Consider the following 18,949-nt stretch of genomic DNA (forward strand, 5'->3'; position numbering starts at 1 on the left):
CCGCGGCATCGGGCACGCCACCGTGATCCGCTTTTCCTCGGCGGGCTGGCGCGTCCTGACCTGTTCGCGGCATCCCTTTCCCGAGGAGTGCCCGTGGGGCGCCGGACCCGAGGACCACATCCAGGTCGATCTCGCCGACCACGCCGACACCACGCGGGCGATTTCGGAAATCCGCGAGCGGCTGGAAGGCGGCGAACTGCACGCGCTGGTCAACAACGCCGCGATTTCGCCCAAGGCCGAAGGCGGCGCGCGGCTGGGATCGATCGATACCGACATCGAGACCTGGAGCCATGTATTCCGGGTCAATTTCTTCGCGCCGATCATGATGGCGCGCGGACTGATCGAGGAATTGAAGGCCGCCAAGGGCTCGGTGGTGAACGTCACCTCGATCGCGGGCTCGCGCGTGCATCCGTTCGCGGGCGCGGCCTACGCCACCTCGAAGGCGGCGCTGGCCTCCCTGACCCGCGAGATGGCGTCCGATTTCGGCCGCATCGGCGTCCGCGTCAATTCGATCGCGCCCGGCGAAATCGACACATCGATCCTGTCGCCGGGCACCGAAAAGATCGTCGATCAGCAGATCCCGCTGCGCCGGCTCGGCACCCCGGATGAAGTCGCCAAGATCATCTATGTGCTGTGCACGGAGACGTCGTCCTACGTGAACGGCGCGGAGATTCACATCAATGGCGGGCAGCACGTGTAGGCGAGACGAAGCATCGTGCTTCTTACCCTCCCAAGGAGGGGGAGGGTGAAGACAGCGCGACCCCGCTCAAACCAGTCCGCGCAGAATCTGCGCGGCCTGCCAGCGCAGGCTGTCGGCCTCGACGTTGAAGGTGCTGGAGCATTCGTCCTCGCGCTCGCCTTCCTGTAACGCCGCGCCGCAATGCCGGCAGACCCGCGCCGACATCGCCATCGCCCTGCCCGCGGCGTTGCGATCCCGTTGATAGCGCGCGAAATCGACGACGTTGCGGGGTGACGTTATGAGTTTCTCAACCATGGCTGTCCTCGCGGGTTGTGACAGCGTTATCGCAGAAAGCCGTCGCGCAAACGTTGTACGCAACGCTCAAATTTTATCCGTACAAATGAGGCGGGTTCCCTGGTTTTTCGCAGGTGTATGAAAGCCCCGCAGGACAGGTGTATGCTTTAACACCTCGGTGACTACAGCCACTTCTTCCATCTGAAAAAGAAGTACGGCCCCGCCGCTGCGATCAGCATCATGATCAGCGCCATGGGGTAGCCGTGCTCCCATGCCAGCTCCGGCATCAACCTGAAATTCATGCCATAGACCGAGGCGATCAGGGTTGGGGGCATCAACACCACCGCCATGACCGAGAACAGCTTGATGATGTTGTTCTGTTCGAGATTGACGACGCCGAGCATGGCGTCGAGCACGAAGGTGATCTTGTTGGCGAGGTAGCTGGCGTGGTCGGTCAGCGAGGTAACGTCGCGCTGCATGGTCTTGAGTTGCTCGCGCATGTCCTTGGACCATTTGACGCCCTCGGTGCCGGCGGCGACGAAGGTCACGACACGGCCGATCGAGACCAGGCTTTCCCGCACCTTGGAGTTGAGATCGCCCTTGCGCCCGATCGCGATCAGGATGTCGGAATAGCGCTTGGCGTGGCCGGTGCGCGCCTTCCCGGCGGGCTCGAAAATGTCGTGGCTGATGGTCTCCATGTCGGCACCGGCGCGCTCCAGAATGTCGGCATTGCGGTCGATCACCGCATCCAGCAATTCCATCAGCACCATTTCGCCGGTGATCCCCGGCGCGCAGCCGCGCGCCAGCTTGTTCTCCACCAGCAGGAACGGCCTGGGCTCGTCGTAGCGCACGGTCACCAGCCGGTGGCCGGCGAGGATGAAGGTCACCGCCGTGGTGCGCGGATTCTCGGTGTCGGAGGCGCACATCAGCGTCGCCGTCATGAAGCGGGCGCCGTTCTCGATATAGAGCCGGCTGGAAATCTCGATTTCCTGCATGTCCTCCCGGGTCGGAACCGCGACCCCGGCCAGCCGCTCCACGGCCTTGTCCTCGCCCCCGCTCGGCTTGACGAGATCGAGCCAAACCGCGTTCTCCGGCAGCGCCGCGAGATCGGCGGCATCGATCTTCTTCAGGGAGAACTCGGCAGGGACATACACCGACAGCATGGGCAACTCCGGACAGGTCAGCTAACTCACCCAACAGGACTTAGCTCGATTCTGGCAAGCGCTTGATGACGGCGTATTAACCTCCGATCCATATTTGCGGCGACGGGGTGGCAGCACCGTGGCGACGATTCGACGGCGTCCGCGCCTCAGCCCAAAAATCAGCCGGAAACCGCAAAACTTGCGGCAAAAATGACACAGCCAGAGTGTTGCGACGCGGGACGTGCATCTAAGCTCTGGAATTATGGGCGATTTCGACGATAATGCGTTTATTGGAATCGTGGCGTTTCGGGCGCAGGTTTGGTGCGCGGCCGTGAAGACTTTCGATTGGAACTGGATCATGTCGTCGCTGAAGGCAATTTTGGGAATGCTGGCCGCCGGGCTGATGCTGTCGGGCTGCATGCAGGCCACGACCTATCAAGCGGCGCCGGAAGCCTCGCTCAAGCCGGCAGACAAGGCCCAGCTCGCCAAGGCGCGCTACGCCAAGGTCGCTCCGCCCGAGCCGTTCCGCCGCGCCATCGTCGATTATCACCGCAAGGAGATGCCCGGCTCCATCGTGGTCGATTCCGACAACCACTATCTCTATCTGGTGCAGGACGGCGGCAAGGCGATCCGCTACGGCATCACCGTCGGCGAGGAAGCATTGGCGTTCTCCGGCATCGCGCGCGTCGGCAACATGGCGGAATGGCCGAAATGGACGCCGACCGCCGACATCCACAAGCGCATCGAAGGCTTGCCCGCCTCGGTACCCGGCGGCGTCGACAATCCGCTCGGCGCCCGCGCGCTGTATCTTTACCAGGGCAACCGCGACACCCTGTTCCGGATCCACGGCACCAACCAGCCGGAACATATCGGCGCGTCGATTTCCTCGGGCTGCATCCGCATGACCAACGAGGACGTCATCGACCTCTACAGCCGCGTCAAGCAGGGCACGGTCGTGGTCGTGCTCGATCCCAAGCAGGGCGACTCGCCGTTCAATTCCAAGATGGCGCTGCAGGGCGGCGGCCACGCGATGATGCAATAACCGGCCAGACCGGCTCGTATCATCAGTCATTCCGATCAAAAGCGCCGGTCTTCCCGGCGCTTTTTCGTTGTCGGTACGGTCGCGGCCGCTTCCGGTTTGGTTGCTTTGTCGGCGGCCGGTTCGGCCGCCGATTTTGACGACTCAGGCTTGCCCTGCCCGGACTGCTCGGGTTTGGCCTGCTCGGCTTTGGCGGCGACTTCGCGCGGCGGAGCCTCCTCCGGCCGCTCGGCCGGCAGCAGCGGGGCGATCGGCGGCAGCGGGTCCCACACGTTCCACTGGCAGATCTTGTAGTTGTTTCGCCGCTCCATCAGATCGATATGGACGTGGTCCTCGTGATACCAGTCCGAACCCGGCCCGAGCACCGTCGGAAACCGCGCGCACATCGAATGCAGCACGCTCTCGCGGGTCTCGCGCGGCACGTTACGGTCGGTGAACGAGATCGAGCGGCCGTTGGCGAGCTTGATGGCGCGAATATCGAGCGCGTTGGCGCGTCCGTGCTCCGACAGCCTGGCGCCGACCACGCGATTGCGGCCGCGGCACTGGAACGAGTCGAAATTGTCGAGGTCGCTAATGGTGCTGCCGAGGCTCTCGGCCAGCGGCGCCATGTCGGTGCGGATCCAGTCGGCAACCGCGCTGGCCATGGCGCAGCGCAGGACGGCGGCCGGCTTCACCGTCACCCGCCGTTTGTCCGGCAGCACCACGGCCTCCAGCCGCACCAGATCCTCGCCGCCGCAGCCGCCGACACCCTCGATGTCGGGGATGCTGGGGGCGATCGCGACCGCTTCCGTCAGCGCCAGCCGGCACGCCGAAGGCGGCGGTGGCGCCGGAGGAGCCTGCTCGGCGGCCTTGTCGGTTCCGGCCGCGTCCGGCTTTTCGGACCCGGGCTTGTCTGATTCCACTTTAGTGGGTTCAGGCTTCGACTCCGTCTTGGCGGGCTCAATCGCCCTCGACTTGGTAGCTTTCGACTGAGCCGCTTTCGGCGCCTCGGCCGGGCGCGGCTTAGGCAGCGGCACCGCCAGCACCGCCCGATGCGGCTTCTTCGGCCGGCTCTCCCCGAACAATCCGCCCCAAGGTCCCGGAGGCCAGGCGCCCGCCCTGGTCGCCGCGCCAGCGGGTATTGATTGGGCGCAAAGCCAAAGCACCGCCGCGGCGGTAACCATTGCCGACCGGGCGTGGCGAAAGCTCCCACAAGGCCATTTCCGGCTTGCTTTCCCCGCGCTAAAGTTCATGGCAATTCCGAATAAGAGCGGCAAGCGACAACACATTCTGGAGGAACGACCGTATGCTTGGATTGATGCAAGACTGGCCCTTGCTTTGTCACCGGATTATCGAGCACGCCGCGGAAGTCCATGGCACCCAGGAGGTCGTAACACGATCGGTCGAAGGCCCCATCCACCGCACCAATTATCGGCAAATCCGCGACCGCGCGCTGAAAGTCTCGCAGCGCCTCGACCGCGACGGCATCAAGCTCGGCGACCGCGTCGCCACCATCGCCTGGAACACCTGGCGCCATCTCGAAGCCTGGTACGGCATCATGGGCATCGGCGCGATCTGCCATACTGTCAATCCCAGGCTGTTCCCGGACCAGATCGCCTGGATCATCAATCATGCCGAAGACCGCGTGGTGATGACCGACCTCACCTTTATTCCGATCCTGGAGAAGATCGCCGACAAGCTTCCCAGCGTTGAACGCTACATCGTCTTCACCGACAAGGCGCACATGCCGCAGACTACGCTGAAGAACGCGATCGCCTATGAAGACTGGATCGCGGAAGCCGACGGCGACTTCAAGTGGAAGTCCTTCGACGAGAATACCGCGGCCGCGATGTGCTACACCTCCGGTACCACGGGCGATCCCAAAGGCGTGTTGTATTCGCATCGCTCCAACGTGTTGCACGCGCTGATGGCCAATTCAGGCGATTCCCTCGGCGCCAACGCTTCGGATACAATGCTTCCCGTGGTTCCATTGTTCCACGCCAACAGCTGGGGCATCGCGTTCTCGGCGCCCTCGATGGGCACCAAGCTGGTATTCCCCGGCGCCAAACTCGACGGCGCTTCGGTCTATGAGCTGCTCGACACCGAGAAGGTGACGCATACCGCCGGGGTGCCGACGGTGTGGCTGATGCTGCTCAACCACATGGCCGCCGGCAGCCTGAAGCTGCCTCATTTGCGCATGGTGGTGTGCGGCGGCTCGGCGATGCCGCGCTCGATGATCCAGTCGTTCCTCGATCTCGGCGTGAACGTTCGTCACGCCTGGGGCATGACCGAAATGAGCCCGATCGGCACGCTGGCCGCGCTGAAGCCGCCGTTCGCCGAACTCAAGGGCGAGGCGCGGCTCGATATCCTGCAGACCCAGGGCTATCCGCCATTCGGCGTGCAGATGAAGATCACCGACGATGCCGGCAAGGACCTGCCGTGGGACGGCAAGACCTTCGGGCGGCTGAAGGTCAGCGGGCCCGCGGTGTCGAAGGCCTATTTCCGCGTCGATGCCGAGATTCTCGACGACGCCGGCTATTTCGACACCGGCGACGTCGCCACCATCGACGCCAATGGCTACATGCGGATCACCGACCGCTCCAAGGACGTAATCAAATCCGGCGGCGAGTGGATTTCTTCTATCGATCTGGAAAATCTCGCGGTCGGACACCCCGCAGTGGCAGAGGCCGCCGTGATCGGCGTCTATCATCCGAAATGGGACGAGCGTCCGCTGCTGATCATCCAGCTCAAGGCCGGCCAGAGCGCGACGCGCGAGGACATCCTGAAGTTCATGGACGGCAAGATCGCAAAGTGGTGGATGCCCGATGATGTCGCCTTTGTCGACGGCATTCCGCACACCGCGACGGGCAAGATCCTGAAAACCGCGCTGCGCGACCAGTTCAAGAGCTACAGTTTCCCCAACGCCGCCGCGTAGGAACCGGCACTTCTTCCCTTCTCCCGTCGCGGGGGAAGGGAAGTGAGCGCCAGTGTCATTTGGCTAGGGACTATCTTCCAGCAGTCGCGTGATGCTTTCTCGAAGCCGGTCCGGATCTTGCGAACGGCGCGAGGCTGGCCCGCACGCCCAACACCATCTCGCGGGCCATGCGCATGGCTTCTCCGGCAGATGAAGCAATGGCCGCCGCGCGTTCGCGGTGCGCCAGCTTCGCGTAAGCGGCGATATCGAAGCTGCCGTCCGGACGGCGCCGTACGCCTTCGATGTCCTGCGCCTCGGGCGCCTGGCTGTTTGGATACATTTCCCGGGACATATCGAACCTCCTTGATTGCAAAAAAGGATCATATTATGTATCCTGAACATTATAATTAGCTAAAAATAACATTCATACGTGAATTGAATTCATGAGTGTCAACTCCGCCTCGGCCGAAATGAACGCCTTTGTGCGCGTGATCGAGCGTGGCAGCTTTGCCGCCGCGGCCGACGATCTCGGGATCACGCCCTCCGCGCTGTCCAAGCTGGTGACCCGCATCGAAGACCGGCTGGGCGTCAGCCTGCTGACGCGGACGACGCGCCGGCTGGCGCTGACCGCGGAAGGCGAAGTTTTTGTCGCCCGGAGCAGGGACATCCTCGCCTCGATCGAGGCCGCGGAAGCCGAGGTCACGGCAGCAAGCCGGCTGCCGCGCGGTCACCTCAAAATCAGCATCGGAACGGCGCTCGCCAAGCAAATACTGTGTCCGGCACTTCCGGCTTTTCTGTGCCGTTATCCTGATATCACCGTCGAACTGCATGTGTCTGACCACCAGGTCGATCTGGTTGCCGAACAGGTGGACGTGGCGATCCGCTCCGGCGCGCTCGGTGACTCCACCCTGGTGGCGCGCAAGATCACCGAAGCGAAACGTCTTATCTGCGTCAGTCCGCTCTATCTGGAGAAGCACGGATCGCCGCGCGTGCCCGCCGATCTGCTGCGGCATAATTGCCTGACGCTGCCGGGACCGGCATGGTCGCAATGGCCCTTCCACACCCATGAAGGCATCAACCGGCTCGTTGTCTCCGGCACATTCACCAGCGACAATGCCGACCTGCTGCTCGACATGGCGATCGCCGGGCTTGGCATCGCGCGCCTGGCGGATTTCATGGTCGCGCGCCCCATGCGGGAGGGCGCTCTGGTTCCGCTGCTGCTGGAAAGCAGCATGCCGGAATCGTTTCCGATCCATGCGCTGACGGTCCCGGGCCGCCACCGCGCGCCGCGCATCAAGGCCTTTGTCGACTTCGTGGCCGCACAGTTCGACCATGCGCCATGACAGGTTTGTCCACGGCCGTTTCGACTGTTTTTCGGGGACGGAACTCTTCCCACCCGGCCCAAAAATGCGCTAGTCACCAGCGGGGGCTAGCTGCCCGAACAAGGGTCCGGCGCCCCAATCCATGATGGAAATTTAAGGATGGCACGCAGGTTTTCCGCTCCCTATCAGTCGGAGCCCGTGTCCAGCCTCGCGACCTGGGCGCGCAATCTCGCGGTATTTTCGCTGGTCGCGGTACTGGTTTCAATCGTTATCGTCCGCTTCGGGTTCCTCGAAGTCAAACCGGCGATGGCGACGTTTCTCGGCGCGCTGGCCTGCGCCGGGCTTTCGATCCTGACCGGATTGGCCGCCTTCGTCGCGATCTGGCAGAACGGATCGCGGGGCATGGGTCGCATCCTGCTGGCGTTCATGATCAGCGCGGTCGTGCTGGCCTATCCCGCCTATCTCGGGCTGCAATACCGCAAGCTGCCGAAGATCCACGACATCACCACCGACCCGATCGATCCGCCGCGCTTCGAGGCGCTGGCGCGCTTGCGCGGCGGCGACGGCGCCAACCCCGCGGTCTATGCCGGGCTCTATTCGGCCGAGCAGCAGCGGCTGGCCTATCCCGATGTCGAGACCGTCGAACTCGAGGTGCCGGCTCAGCGGGCCTATGACGTCACGCTCGCGCTGGTCAACAAGCGCAAATGGCGCGTGGTCGACGAACGCCCGCCGCAGCCGCGCCGCGACGGCCGCATCGAGGCGATCGCGCAAACGCTGATCATGGGATTTCGCGAAGACGTGACGATCCGCATCAAGCCCGACGGCGAAGGCTCGCGCGTCGATATCCGCTCCTCGTCGCGCTATTTCGAAAGCGATCTCGGCAGCAACGCCGCGCGAGTGGCCAAACTGATCGAGGACATCAACACGGCCGCCGACCAGGTGAAGCCGGCGGTGAAGAAGCCGCAGACGCCTGCCAAGGCGCAGGCGAAAACGGTGAAGAAAAAGGAATAGCGGACAGCGGCAACGGAAGTGCGCCCCCTCGCCCCGCGCTTGCGGGGAGAGGGTTGGGGTGAGGGGCCTCTATCAGAGACTGCGGTGTTGAGGGTCGGTGTCGGGCATTGTGCTCCCGCCCCTCACCCGCCGCGCAAGCGCGGCGACCTCTCCCAGTGCAGAACGGGGAGAGGTTAGAATCACACCAGCCGATAATTTCCGCCGATCACGGGATCGCCATCGGTCGCCACCACGCCGCGCGCGACCAGGTCCTCCAGATGCGCCAGCACGGAATAGCCGGCCGCATTCGTCAGCCGCGGGTCGATGCCGATATAGACGACGCGGACGATGGTCGGGATATCGGTTTCGCCCTTGGCGAGCCGATGCAGGATCGAGGCTTCGCGCGCCTGGCGATGCCTGGTCAGGAAACGCACATAGCGCCGGGCATCGGGGATTTCCGGACCATGACCGGAAAAATACAAATCCTCGTCGCGCGCCGCCAGCGTTTCCAGCGACGCCATGTAGTCGACCATCGATCCGTCCGGCGGCGCCACGATCGAGGTCGACCACCCCATCACGTGATCGCCGACAAAATTGATCTTTCGCTCGGGCCAGGCGAACGCCAGGTGATTGGCGGTGTGGCCCGGCGTCGCCACCGCTTCCAGCGCCCAGCCGGCGCCTTCGACGGTGTCGCCATGTTTCACTTCGGTATCCGGCCTGAAGTCGCGGTCGGCGCCGGATTCCGGATTGTGCTTCTCGCTCTCGTAGCGCGGCCGCGAGGCGCGGTGCGGACCCTCGGCATACACGGTGGCACCGGTAGCGGACTTGATTCTGGTGGTGTTCGGCGAGTGATCGCGGTGGGTGTGGGTGACCAGGATATGCGTCACGGTCTCATTGCGCACCGCGTCGAGCAGCGCCGCCGCATGGGCCGCGTCGTCCGGACCGGGATCGATGACCGCGACCTTGCCGGTGCCCACGATGTAGCTGACCGTGCCGGTGAAGGTGAACGGGCTCGGATTGTTGCAGAGCAGGCGCCGCACGCCGGGGCGGACCTGCTCGACCACACCGGGTTTCAGGGGAAAGTCGCGGTTGAACGGGATGTCGTCGTTGTCGGCCATGGGGACGTTTTACTCCGGCGTCATTCCGGGATGCGCCCGAATACGCGCGAGATTCCGGGTTCGCGCCTACGACGCGCACCGGAAGGACGGTGCTAATTTACGAAAACGCCTGAATGCCGGTGATGGCGCGGCCCAGGATCAGGGCGTGGACGTCGTGGGTGCCTTCGTAGGTGTTGACGGTTTCCAGATTCGCGGCATGGCGCATCACGTGATACTCGATCTGGATGCCGTTGCCGCCGTGCATGTCGCGGGCCATCCGCGCGATGTCGAGCGCCTTGCCGCAATTGTTGCGCTTGACGATCGAGATCATCTCGGGCGCCATCTTGCCTTCGTCCATCAGGCGTCCCACCCGCAACGAAGCCTGCAGGCCGAGCGCGATGTCGGTCTGCATGTCCGCGAGCTTCTTCTGCACCAGTTGCGTCGCCGCCAGCGGGCGGTTGAACTGCTTGCGGTCGAGCGTGTATTGCCGCGCACGCGCCATGCAATCTTCCGCAGCCCCCATCGCGCCCCAGGAAATGCCGTAGCGGGCGCGGTTGAGGCAGCCGAACGGCCCCTTCAGGCCGGATACGTTGGGCAGCAATGCACTCTCCGGCACCTCGACGCCTTCCATCACGATCTCGCCGGTGACGGAGGCGCGCAAGCTTAGCTTGCCGCCGATCTTGGGCGCCGACAGGCCCTTCATGCCCTTCTCGAGAATAAAGCCGCGGATCTGGTTGTTGTGCTCGGCGGATTTGGCCCACACCACGAACACGTCGGCGATCGGCGCGTTGGAAATCCACATCTTGGTACCGGTGAGCCGGTAACCGTCCGAGGTCTTCTCGGCGCGGGTCTTCATGCCGCCGGGATCGGAGCCGGCATCCGGCTCGGTCAGGCCGAAACAGCCGACCCATTCGCCGGTGGCGAGCTTGGGCAGGTATTTCTTGCGCTGGTTCTCGTCGCCATAGGCATAGATCGGATGCATCACCAGCGAGGACTGCACCGAGTTCATCGAGCGGTAGCCGGAATCGACGCGCTCGATCTCGCGCGCCACCAGCCCATAGGCGACATAGCTCGCATTGGCGCAGCCATATTCCTCCGGCAGCGTGATGCCGATCAGGCCGAGTTCACCCATCTCGTTGAAGATCTCGCGATCGGTCTTCTCGTCGAGATAGGCCTTGGTGATGCGCGGCAGCAGCTTGTCCTGCGCATAGGCGCGCGCGGTATCGCGGATCATGCGCTCATCTTCGGTAAGCTGCTCGTCGAGCATGAACGGATCGTCCCACTGGAACTCGACCGAAGCCGGCTTGTCCTTGGTCTGAGGGCGCACGCTCATGAGAATTCCTTTCGGTCCTTACGCATTTGGTGGACAAAATAGAGTGCAATGGGGCCAAGCGCAATTGAAATGGGGCGTGTCATTCCGGGGCGCGCGTCAGCGCGAACCCGGAATCTCGCGCGCTTATTACATCGAGATTCCGGGCTCTATGCTTCGCATCGCTCCGGAATGACGGTGGTCGTATCTATCCCTCAAGCTGTTCGTTGGAAAGAATCTCGATGCCGAAACCGGACAGTCCCTTGTAGTCGTGCACCGACGACGTCAGATGGCGGATCGAGCTGACGCCGAGATCCCTGAGGATCTGCGCGCCGACACCGACCTCGCGCCATTGCTTGTTGCGATCGGCTTCGGCGGATTTGTCTTCCGGCAAGGGTGCTACCGGAACGCCGGCGGCGCCGTCGCGCAGGTAAATCAGCACGCCGCTGCCGTTCTTCCTGAAATGCTCCAGCACCGCCTGCATGCGCTTCGGGCCCGTAAAAATGTCCTTGACGATATTGGGCTTGTGAAAGCGCGTCAGCACGTTCCTGCCGTCGCCGATGCCGTTGTAGACGAAGGCGACATGCGCGATGGAATCGAACGGCGATCGGTAGGCGTAGCCCTGCAGCAGGCCAATGGGGCTCTCGGTGGTGAAGGTCGAAACCCGCTCGATCAGCTTTTCGCGGGCCTGGCGCCAGGCGATCATGTCGGCGATGGTGACATGCTTGAGCTTGTGGACGGCGGCGAATCTGGCCACCTGCTCGCCCTTCATGACCGTGCCGTCGTCGTTCATCAGTTCCGAGATGACGCCGACTGGCGGCAGGCCCGAGAGCTTGCAGAGATCGACCGCGGCCTCGGTATGGCCGGAGCGCAGCAGCACGCCGCCGTCGCGCGCGATCAGCGGGAAAATATGGCCGGGCCGGGCGAAGTCATTGGCGCCGGCGTTGGGATTGGCCAGCGCGCGGCAGCAGGAAGCGCGCTCCTCGGCCGAAATTCCGGTGCCGTTGTCCGGCTTGTAATCGATCGACACCGTGAAGGCGGTGGTGTGGTTGGACTCGTTGTGCGCCACCATCGGATCGAGCCGCAGCCGGCGGGCGTCTTCGGTGGTGATCGGCGCGCAGACGATGCCGGAAGTGTGGCGGATAATGAACGCCATCTTCTCGGAGGTGCACAGCGATGCCGCGACGATCAGATCGCCCTCGCCTTCGCGGTCGTCGTCATCGGTGACGACGACGAGTTCTCCATTGGCAAACGCCTGCAGAACTTCCTGGATCGGATCGGCCATTTTTATGCGTCTCGCTTTGGTGCCGGGCGGCATTAGCCGGACTTGATTAGCGGGACTTGATTAGCGGGACTTGGGACCCCGCGCCAGTATCATTACGCAGGGCAGAACGGCGCCGGCCGGGCGGTGCCGCTCCGGTCCGCAGCGGTGAATTTCCGCACAGCGGTATTGGCTTCGGCGCCGCCGAAATTCCTATGGCAGCACTTCCTTGCGTTCGGCAAGCTGCGCGTCCATTTCCGCGCGCTTGTCGTCCAAGAGGCCGGCGGCGGCGGCTTCGATCACGGTGTAGAGTTCCTGCGCATCGCTGATCCGGGTCACGGTGACGTAGTCCGCGCCGGCGGCGTAGAGATCGGCGACGTCGGCCAGCAGGTCGGCGGTGGCGACGATCTTGGCGGTGGGGTTGAGGGTTCGCACATGGCGGACCAGCTTTTCGTTGTTGGCGCCCTTCAGCAGCGCGTCGGGGATGCTGAGAATAATGAGTTCGGCCTTGCCGACGCCGGCATGCACCAGGGTGTCGACATTGCTGATATCGCCGTAGATCACGTGCAGGCCGCGATCCGCCAGGGTGCGGAATACGTTCGGATTGAAATCGATCACGGTGAGCTGATCGAGAAACACCGGATTGCGCCGCTCGATCTCGCTCAGCAAGGCGCTGGCGGCGCGGAAGAAGCCGAGGATCACGACCCGCCGCGCCTCGCCGTGGCCGCCCTCGTGGCCGGCATCGTGGGCATGGCCGTGATCGAGATCGCGGATCCCGATCCGCTTCAAGGGACCGATCGATGCCCGCGTGATCTCGTCGCTGCGCATGATCGCGAACGTGCTCAGTACCGCCAGGATCACGAAGGCGAATGACACCGCGCTGGCGGTCTGGGTCTGGATATGCCCGGCGACGACGCCGGTCTGGATCACGACCAGTGAGAATTCGCTGATCTGCGCCAGATTGATCGCCGGCAGCAGGCTGGCGCGCAGGCCCTGCTTCATCAGGTACAGCGGCGTGAACGTGGTCAAGGCGCGGCTGATCACCGTGAAGGCCGCGATCACCAGCGCGAGCCAGATCACCCCCATGCTGGGAATCGGGATCGTCATGCCGAGCGCGACAAAGAACAGCGTGATGAAGAAATCGCGCAGCGTCGTGACCTTGGCGGTGACATCGAGCGCATAGGGAAAGGTCGACAGCGACACCCCGGCCACCAGCGATCCCATTTCGCGCGACAGATGCAGCCGCTCGGCGATCTCGCCGATCAGGAAGCACCACGCCAGCGCGCCGAGCAGGATCAGCTCGGGACGGCGCGCGATCTGGTGGAACAGTTTGGGCAGGACGTAGCGGCTCAGCACCAGCGCGGTCGCCACCAGCACGCCGACCCGGCCGACCGAGAGCAGGATCACGCTGACCTCGAGATTGGCGAGGCTCGGCTGCACCGCCAGGAACAGGATGGCGAAGATGTCCTGCAGCACCAGCACGCCGAGCGTGATGCGGCCGGGCAGCGTGTCGAGCTCGCGCTTTTCGTACAACACCTTGACGATGATGACGGTCGAGGAGAGCGAGCAGGCGATGGTGAGATACACGGCATCGAAGCCGCCGAGGCCCATACCCAGGAAGAACAGGATGCCGAACAGGCAGGCGCCGAGCAGCTGGGAGCCGGCGGCAAACAGGATCACCCGGCCGGCCCGCACGATCTTCTTCAGGTCGATTTCCAGCCCGATCATGAACAGCATGAAGATCAGGCCGAGTTCGGAAATGACGCTGATCGATTCCTGCGACTTGACCCAGCCCATGCCGAATGGACCAATGACGAACCCGGCGATAAGGTAGGCGAGGATCAGCGGCTGGCGGAAAAAATGGGCCAGAAGGCCGATGCCCCAGGCGAACAGGATGCAAAAAGTGATATCGCGAATAAGCTCGTGCATGAATCCGGCCTTCCCCTCGCCGCAACCTAAAGGCCGGGGCGTCAACGTCAAACAAGTAATGTGTCGCATCCGGACCGGTCGGCTCTTTCCCGCGATTCTGGCGGGCCTGTCGATCACCTCCCGGCCCCGCGGCACAAGCCCGGCCGGCCGCCATCTTGACAGCTCTTGCCAGATTCCTGACCGCGATGCCCACGGAAACTTCGGACGTGCAGGGCCTTTACGGCCCAGCCCGGGCCTGTGAAGGTGACCGGCAAGAACCAGCCCAAGGACCAGCCTTAAGCGAAACCCGGGTGCCTCCGGCTCCCTCAAACAAGAAAATCAAACGGGGATGACGTCCATGACCTCAGCGCAATTCGACTTCGCACCCTTGCTTCCGGCGGGATTGCCGGCGCCGGCCGTAAGGTGGACGGGACTGGCCAAGTACAGTTTCGTCGGCGGCAACAACGATCCGGACCAGGTCCCGGTCGATGCGCTGGCCGATGCCGTCAATGCCGTGCTGCGGCGCGAGGGCAGGACGCTCGCCACCTACGGGCTGGCCAGCGGCCCGCAGGGTTATCGCCCGCTGCGCGAATTCCTGACCACCAAGCTGAAGCGCGACGCCGGCATCGACTGCGTCGCCGACGACATCCTGATTGTCTCCGGTTCGCTGCAGGCGCTCGATCTCGTCAACGCCACGCTGCTGGCGCGCGGCGACACCATCATCACCGAGCAGGACACCTATCAGGGCGCGCTGAACCGGCTGACGAGACTTGGCGTCAATATGGTCGGCATCCCGCTCGACGAGCACGGCATGCGGATGGACGCGCTGGCGGCGGCGCTGGCCGGTCTCAAGGCCAAGGGGATCACGCCTAAATACATCTACACCATCCCGACCGTGCAGAACCCGACCGGCACCATCATGCCGGAGGCGCGCCGCACCGAGCTTCTGAAACTGTCGCAGCAATATGGCGTGCCCATCTTCGAGGACGACTGCTACGCCGACCTGATCTGGGACGGCAAGCGCCCGCCTGCGATCTACGCCATGGACAAGACCGCCGGCGTCATCCACATCGGCTCGTTCTCCAAATCGATCGCACCGGCACTGCGGGTCGGCTACATCGTGGCGCCCTGGGCGATGCTGTCGCGGATGCTGGCGCTGAAGACCGACGCCGGCTCCGGCGCGCTGGAGCAGATGGTGCTGGCGGAATATTGCGCGCCGCATTTTGCCAGCCATGTGCCAAAACTCAACCGCGGCCTGCGCGCCAAGCTCGACACGCTGATGGAGGCGCTGAACGAACAATTCGGCACCTCGGCGGAATTCGAGGATCCCAAGGGCGGCATCTTCCTGTGGGTGAAACTGCCTGACAATGTCGATACGATGAAACTCTACCAGGCCGCGCTTGCGGCCGGCGTCGCCATCAATCCGGGGCCTGAATGGTCCACCGACAAGGCCTATGCCGGCAGCCGGCTGCGGCTGTGTTTTGCCAGCCCCTCGCACGAGGAGATCCGCGAGGGCGTCGCCGTGCTGGCCGAGGTGTGCCGGAAGGAATTTGGCGTGCCGGCGAGGATTGCGAATGTGGAAGCTCGCCGGAAAAGCTGAATGCAACCGATCAGGCATGCTGCCTGGATGGATTTCTTCGCTTGGCTCGCAGTGACGGATGCCTCCTCGTCATTGCGATGAGCGAAGCGACGAAGCAATCCATCCTTGCAATGTCGGGAAGACCCTCACCGCACCGCGAACGGCGCCTGATAAGGCCTGCCGAACGGCACGCCGTTGATCACGGTCTGCACCGGCTTCAGCAGCGCCTTGCCGTCGCGCTTGTTGTTGCGGGTATCGACGAACGAGGCCGGACCCTCCACCAGCTCCATGACCGCGATGTCGGCGGGCGCGCCGATCTGCAGCGTGCCGAGCTTCGGGGCGCGGTTGATGATTTTTGCCGGCGTCGACGTCGCCATCGTCACCACCTGTTCCAGCGAAAATCCCAGCGCCATGAACTTGCTCATGACGTTCGGAAGGTAGGGCATGCCAGGCGAATTGGCGGAATAGACGTGGATGTCCGAGGAGATGACGTCCGGCCCGGCGCCGCCGGGAATCGCCACTTCGGCGACCGTAAAATCGAAACTGCCGCCGCCATGGCCGACATCGAACATCACGCCGCGCTGCTTGGCCGCGAGTGCTGCCGGCAGCAGCTTGCCGTCCTGCACGATATTGGTGAAGACGCCGCCGATGTTCGGCGCGCCGGAATAGGCGTGGGTCAGCACGTCGCCGGGCCGCAGCAGATCGAGTATCCCGGACATCAGCTCCTTGCTCTCGACGCCGCCGATATGCACCATCATCTTGGCCGGCCAGCCGCACATCTCGCAGGCCCGGATCGCGCGCTTCAACGGCTCCAGACCGTGCTTGGCGATCACGTTCTCCGACATCCGCACCTTCACCCCGAGCAGGAAATCCTGGTTTTCCGCCAGCGCCATGGCGCAGGCTTCCATCTGGGCGTGATCGATGTTGTAGAGTTCGGCGACCGGGAATCCCGCCAGGCCGTGATTGGCAATGTGGACGAACGCATAGATCCGCGTCCGCGACTGCGCCACGATGTAGCGACGCAGTGCCGCGAGGTTGTTGACGCCGGCATCGCCGGCCGAAACCATCGTGGTCGTGCACTGAAACTGCGCCAGTTCGTCGGCGGGAATCCCGATCGATGAGCCGTAGGGATAAACGTGGCTGTGCAGGTCGATCAGGCCGGGCGTGACCAGTTTGCCCGATGCGTCCAGGGTCCTGGATGCGCGCGCGGCCGGAATTTCCGGTTCGATCGCCTCGATCATGCCCCAGCGAATGCCGATGTCGCGCTTTCCCCGCAGCGACTGGCTGGGATCGAGCACGTCGCCGCCCTTGATGACGAGGTCGAACTTGTCGCTCGGACCCATCGCGGCACTGGCCGTTGTGGTGAAACGCGGGGACAGCGCCGCGGCGGCCGCCCCCGTAAGCGCAAGGAAATTCCGGCGTGACAATGCGGACATGGCGAAGCTCCCCCTGAGGTTGTCTTTTTATCGCGGGATGATGCGCCGGACACAGGCGTTGCGCAAGCCGCGTCGATGATGGGCATTGGCCCACGTACAACGCTCGTTCGTCCTCACCACACGAGCGGACCATGCACGAATCCGCTAGTTGGCGCCTGTGAATGGTCGTTCAGAATTCCCGTTCGGTTCCGCCGGAACATTGCTCCGCATGTGCTGTTACATCCCCGCTCAACCCGGAGAACAGCATGAAGAAGTTTGCACTAATGATCGCGGCGCTCGCCACGATCTTCATCGCGGCGCCGTCGTCGAACGCCGATGCCCAGACCGTCGTTATCAAGCGCGGCGGCCATCATCACGGCGCCAGTCACAGGCACGGCGCGCGCGCCCATATGCACCGCCATCACCATCGCGGCTATCACCGCGGCCGGGGCCATGGCAGCAAGGTCATCGTGATCAAGAAGCAGCGCTATCGCAGCTATTGAGACGACAGGACAATGGCCCCGCAAGGGGCCATTCAGATTGATTACAAACCCCTCGTTTTTCGGAAGCGCCGAAAAATGAGGAGTTTTGATTCTGCTTTGTTCGCGACTTGAATCCGAGACGTTCCGTGAATTTGCCCTCTCCCGGCAGCACCGGGAGGTTTGTCAGCAGTCTGAATGGCCCCGCAAGGGGCCATTTTTCGTTTAGCCAAGCGCAATCTAACCATATCCTGGCGCACCGCGTCGCGATGCTCCTCGGGATGAGGAGTCTTTGCTCAATCCCACGCCGGCGCAAAGCCGGGATTGACGCATCGTCTGTCTTTCGGCAACGCGGCAATGGCCTTCATATCCTCGTCATCAAGCCCGATGTGCTGCGCATCGAGATTGGCCTGCTGGCTTTCCACCCGCGACGCCTTCGGGATCGCGGCGACGCCGTCCTGGTCGAGCAACCATTTCAGCGCCACCTGGGCCGCGCTGGCGCCATGCTTGCGGCCGATCGCCATCAGCGTCGGATCCGACGCCGCGCGGCCCTGCGCCAGCGGGCAATAGGCCACCAGCGGGATCGCCCTGGCGGCGAGATATCGGCGCAGCGGCGTCTGGTCGAGCATCACATGATATTCGACCTGGTTGCAGGCGATCGGCGCCTTGATGTCCTCGACCACGGTCTTGAGCAGCGCGATGTTGAAATTGGCGACACCGATGGCGCGGGTGAAACCTTCCTGTTTCAGCATCGTCAAGGTTTCGAACATCGCCGGAAGGTTCATGTTCTTCGCGGGCCAGTGCACCAGGTAGAGATCGACATGGTCGAGCCCGAGTTTCTTCAGGCTGGCATCGAACGCCCGTCGGATCGCGGCCGGCGCAAGGTTTTCGTTCCAGACTTTTGTCGTGACATGCAGGTCCTTGCGGGCCACACCGGATGCGGCGATGGCATCGCCAATGGGTTCTTCGTTGCCGTACATCTCGGCGGTGTCGATATGCCGGTAGCCGAGGCCGAGCGCGTTTTCGACCGCCGTGCGGCAGGCATCGCCCTGCAGGCGAAAGGTGCCGAGCCCAAGCCGCGGCAGGCTGATGCGCTGAGTTTGCAGATGTTCCATGGATGGCTCCTGCGGCGATGCCTTTTCAATGGGGGCGGTTGAGGAGAAATGGGCTGGGGGATAAACAAGGACATCGGGCCCGCTGTTTGATAGCCTGCCCGCCAGCCAAACTGCAAATCGGGATCGGGTTGCACAGCAATGAGAATGGGTAATGCGCTACAACGATGGCTGGATTCCCATGGCCTGCTTGCGATCGCCGCCGGGGTACTCGGCGTGATTACGGCGCTGTCCGTGCTGCTTGTGCTGGCCGGCTATCTGTTCGTGGCGCCCTGATCGCGGCTGAGCCCGATTACTTCCCGTTTCGTCACTTCCAGCTGCAGATGCCGCCGGACTTGCACGGCCAGGCCTGAATTCGGGTATCCGCCGCCTGCGCGTCGAGAGGATTGCTGCGCGGTCGCGCCAGCTGCGTGCGAGCCGCCCCGCGCGG

The 18,949-nt window shown here is 63.6% G+C and carries 18 protein-coding genes; 8 read left to right on the forward strand and 10 right to left on the reverse strand.

Features of this window, described 5'->3' with window-relative positions:
• Positions 1-700 (forward strand): SDR family NAD(P)-dependent oxidoreductase (locus Q8N40_RS16960; protein WP_305712626.1); only part of this gene is annotated, 700 nt, incomplete at its 5' end.
• 66 nt (positions 701-766) lie between these two features.
• Here the strand turns inward: Q8N40_RS16960 and Q8N40_RS16965 are convergent.
• Together Q8N40_RS16965 and Q8N40_RS16970 are read right to left on the reverse strand one after the other, a co-directional pair.
• Positions 767-994 carry a hypothetical protein gene (locus Q8N40_RS16965; RefSeq protein ID WP_305318176.1) on the reverse strand — a complete coding sequence of 76 codons (228 nt, stop codon included), beginning with the start codon at positions 992-994 and terminating at the stop codon, positions 767-769.
• A gap of 161 nt (positions 995-1,155) precedes the next feature.
• Positions 1,156-2,136: a magnesium transporter CorA family protein gene (locus Q8N40_RS16970; RefSeq protein ID WP_305712627.1), complete on the reverse strand. Its 981-nt coding sequence runs from the start codon at positions 2,134-2,136 to the stop codon at positions 1,156-1,158.
• A gap of 337 nt (positions 2,137-2,473) precedes the next feature.
• On the opposite strand from Q8N40_RS16970, the gene Q8N40_RS16975 reads away from it, so the two are divergent.
• On the forward strand, positions 2,474-3,157 hold the full coding sequence (locus Q8N40_RS16975) for a L,D-transpeptidase (protein WP_305712637.1): 684 nt from the start codon (positions 2,474-2,476) through the stop codon (positions 3,155-3,157).
• A gap of 35 nt (positions 3,158-3,192) precedes the next feature.
• On the opposite strand, the gene Q8N40_RS16980 is transcribed toward Q8N40_RS16975, so the two are convergent.
• Entirely contained in the window at positions 3,193-4,386 is a 1,194-nt protein-coding gene (locus tag Q8N40_RS16980; RefSeq protein WP_305712628.1) for an extensin family protein, read from the reverse strand.
• A gap of 53 nt (positions 4,387-4,439) precedes the next feature.
• Here Q8N40_RS16980 and Q8N40_RS16985 point away from each other — a divergent pair, with 53 nt between their 5' ends.
• Positions 4,440-6,068 carry a fatty-acid--CoA ligase gene (locus Q8N40_RS16985; protein WP_305320624.1) on the forward strand — a complete coding sequence of 543 codons (1,629 nt, stop codon included), beginning with the start codon at positions 4,440-4,442 and terminating at the stop codon, positions 6,066-6,068.
• 70 nt (positions 6,069-6,138) lie between these two features.
• On the opposite strand, the gene Q8N40_RS16990 is transcribed toward Q8N40_RS16985, so the two are convergent.
• Entirely contained in the window at positions 6,139-6,399 is a 261-nt protein-coding gene (locus Q8N40_RS16990) for a hypothetical protein (protein WP_305712629.1), read from the reverse strand.
• 91 nt (positions 6,400-6,490) lie between these two features.
• Here Q8N40_RS16990 and Q8N40_RS16995 point away from each other — a divergent pair, with 91 nt between their 5' ends.
• The gene (locus Q8N40_RS16995; RefSeq protein ID WP_305712630.1) at positions 6,491-7,390 is read left to right on the forward strand and encodes a LysR family transcriptional regulator; all 900 of its coding nucleotides are present in this window, start codon (positions 6,491-6,493) and stop codon (positions 7,388-7,390) included.
• 138 nt (positions 7,391-7,528) lie between these two features.
• Complete coding sequence (locus Q8N40_RS17000) at positions 7,529-8,380, forward strand: DUF1499 domain-containing protein (RefSeq protein WP_305712631.1); 852 nt, start codon at positions 7,529-7,531, stop codon at positions 8,378-8,380.
• A gap of 179 nt (positions 8,381-8,559) precedes the next feature.
• Here the strand turns inward: Q8N40_RS17000 and Q8N40_RS17005 are convergent, their stop codons facing one another.
• The 4 genes from Q8N40_RS17005 to Q8N40_RS17020 form a co-directional block, all read right to left on the reverse strand.
• Positions 8,560-9,477: an MBL fold metallo-hydrolase gene (locus Q8N40_RS17005; RefSeq protein ID WP_305712632.1), complete on the reverse strand. Its 918-nt coding sequence runs from the start codon at positions 9,475-9,477 to the stop codon at positions 8,560-8,562.
• A 97-nt stretch (positions 9,478-9,574) separates the two neighbouring features.
• Positions 9,575-10,789, reverse strand: coding sequence for an acyl-CoA dehydrogenase (locus Q8N40_RS17010; protein ID WP_305712633.1), 1,215 nt, complete (start codon positions 10,787-10,789; stop codon positions 9,575-9,577).
• A gap of 184 nt (positions 10,790-10,973) precedes the next feature.
• The gene (gene ribB / locus Q8N40_RS17015) at positions 10,974-12,050 is read right to left on the reverse strand and encodes a 3,4-dihydroxy-2-butanone-4-phosphate synthase (protein WP_305320619.1); all 1,077 of its coding nucleotides are present in this window, start codon (positions 12,048-12,050) and stop codon (positions 10,974-10,976) included.
• Positions 12,051-12,239: 189 nt separating this feature from the next.
• The gene (locus tag Q8N40_RS17020; RefSeq protein ID WP_305712634.1) at positions 12,240-13,955 is read right to left on the reverse strand and encodes a cation:proton antiporter; all 1,716 of its coding nucleotides are present in this window, start codon (positions 13,953-13,955) and stop codon (positions 12,240-12,242) included.
• A 337-nt stretch (positions 13,956-14,292) separates the two neighbouring features.
• Here Q8N40_RS17020 and Q8N40_RS17025 point away from each other — a divergent pair, with 337 nt between their 5' ends.
• The gene (locus Q8N40_RS17025; RefSeq protein ID WP_305318569.1) at positions 14,293-15,534 is read left to right on the forward strand and encodes a PLP-dependent aminotransferase family protein; all 1,242 of its coding nucleotides are present in this window, start codon (positions 14,293-14,295) and stop codon (positions 15,532-15,534) included.
• Positions 15,535-15,659: 125 nt separating this feature from the next.
• Here the strand turns inward: Q8N40_RS17025 and Q8N40_RS17030 are convergent, their stop codons facing one another.
• Complete coding sequence (locus tag Q8N40_RS17030; RefSeq protein ID WP_305318568.1) at positions 15,660-16,949, reverse strand: amidohydrolase/deacetylase family metallohydrolase; 1,290 nt, start codon at positions 16,947-16,949, stop codon at positions 15,660-15,662.
• A 245-nt stretch (positions 16,950-17,194) separates the two neighbouring features.
• Here Q8N40_RS17030 and Q8N40_RS17035 point away from each other — a divergent pair, with 245 nt between their 5' ends.
• Positions 17,195-17,431, forward strand: a complete 237-nt coding sequence (locus tag Q8N40_RS17035; protein ID WP_305318567.1) for a hypothetical protein — start codon at positions 17,195-17,197, stop codon at positions 17,429-17,431.
• Positions 17,432-17,703: 272 nt separating this feature from the next.
• On the opposite strand, the gene Q8N40_RS17040 is transcribed toward Q8N40_RS17035, so the two are convergent.
• Complete coding sequence (locus Q8N40_RS17040; RefSeq protein ID WP_305712635.1) at positions 17,704-18,522, reverse strand: aldo/keto reductase; 819 nt, start codon at positions 18,520-18,522, stop codon at positions 17,704-17,706.
• Between the two features lie 138 nt (positions 18,523-18,660).
• Here Q8N40_RS17040 and Q8N40_RS17045 point away from each other — a divergent pair, with 138 nt between their 5' ends.
• A complete protein-coding gene (locus tag Q8N40_RS17045) occupies positions 18,661-18,795 on the forward strand; it encodes a hypothetical protein (protein ID WP_305712636.1) in 135 nt (44 codons plus the stop codon).
• Positions 18,796-18,949 lie beyond the last annotated feature (154 nt).

It is taken from the genome of Bradyrhizobium sp. (assembly GCF_030693485.1).
Classification (GTDB): domain Bacteria; phylum Pseudomonadota; class Alphaproteobacteria; order Rhizobiales; family Xanthobacteraceae; genus Bradyrhizobium.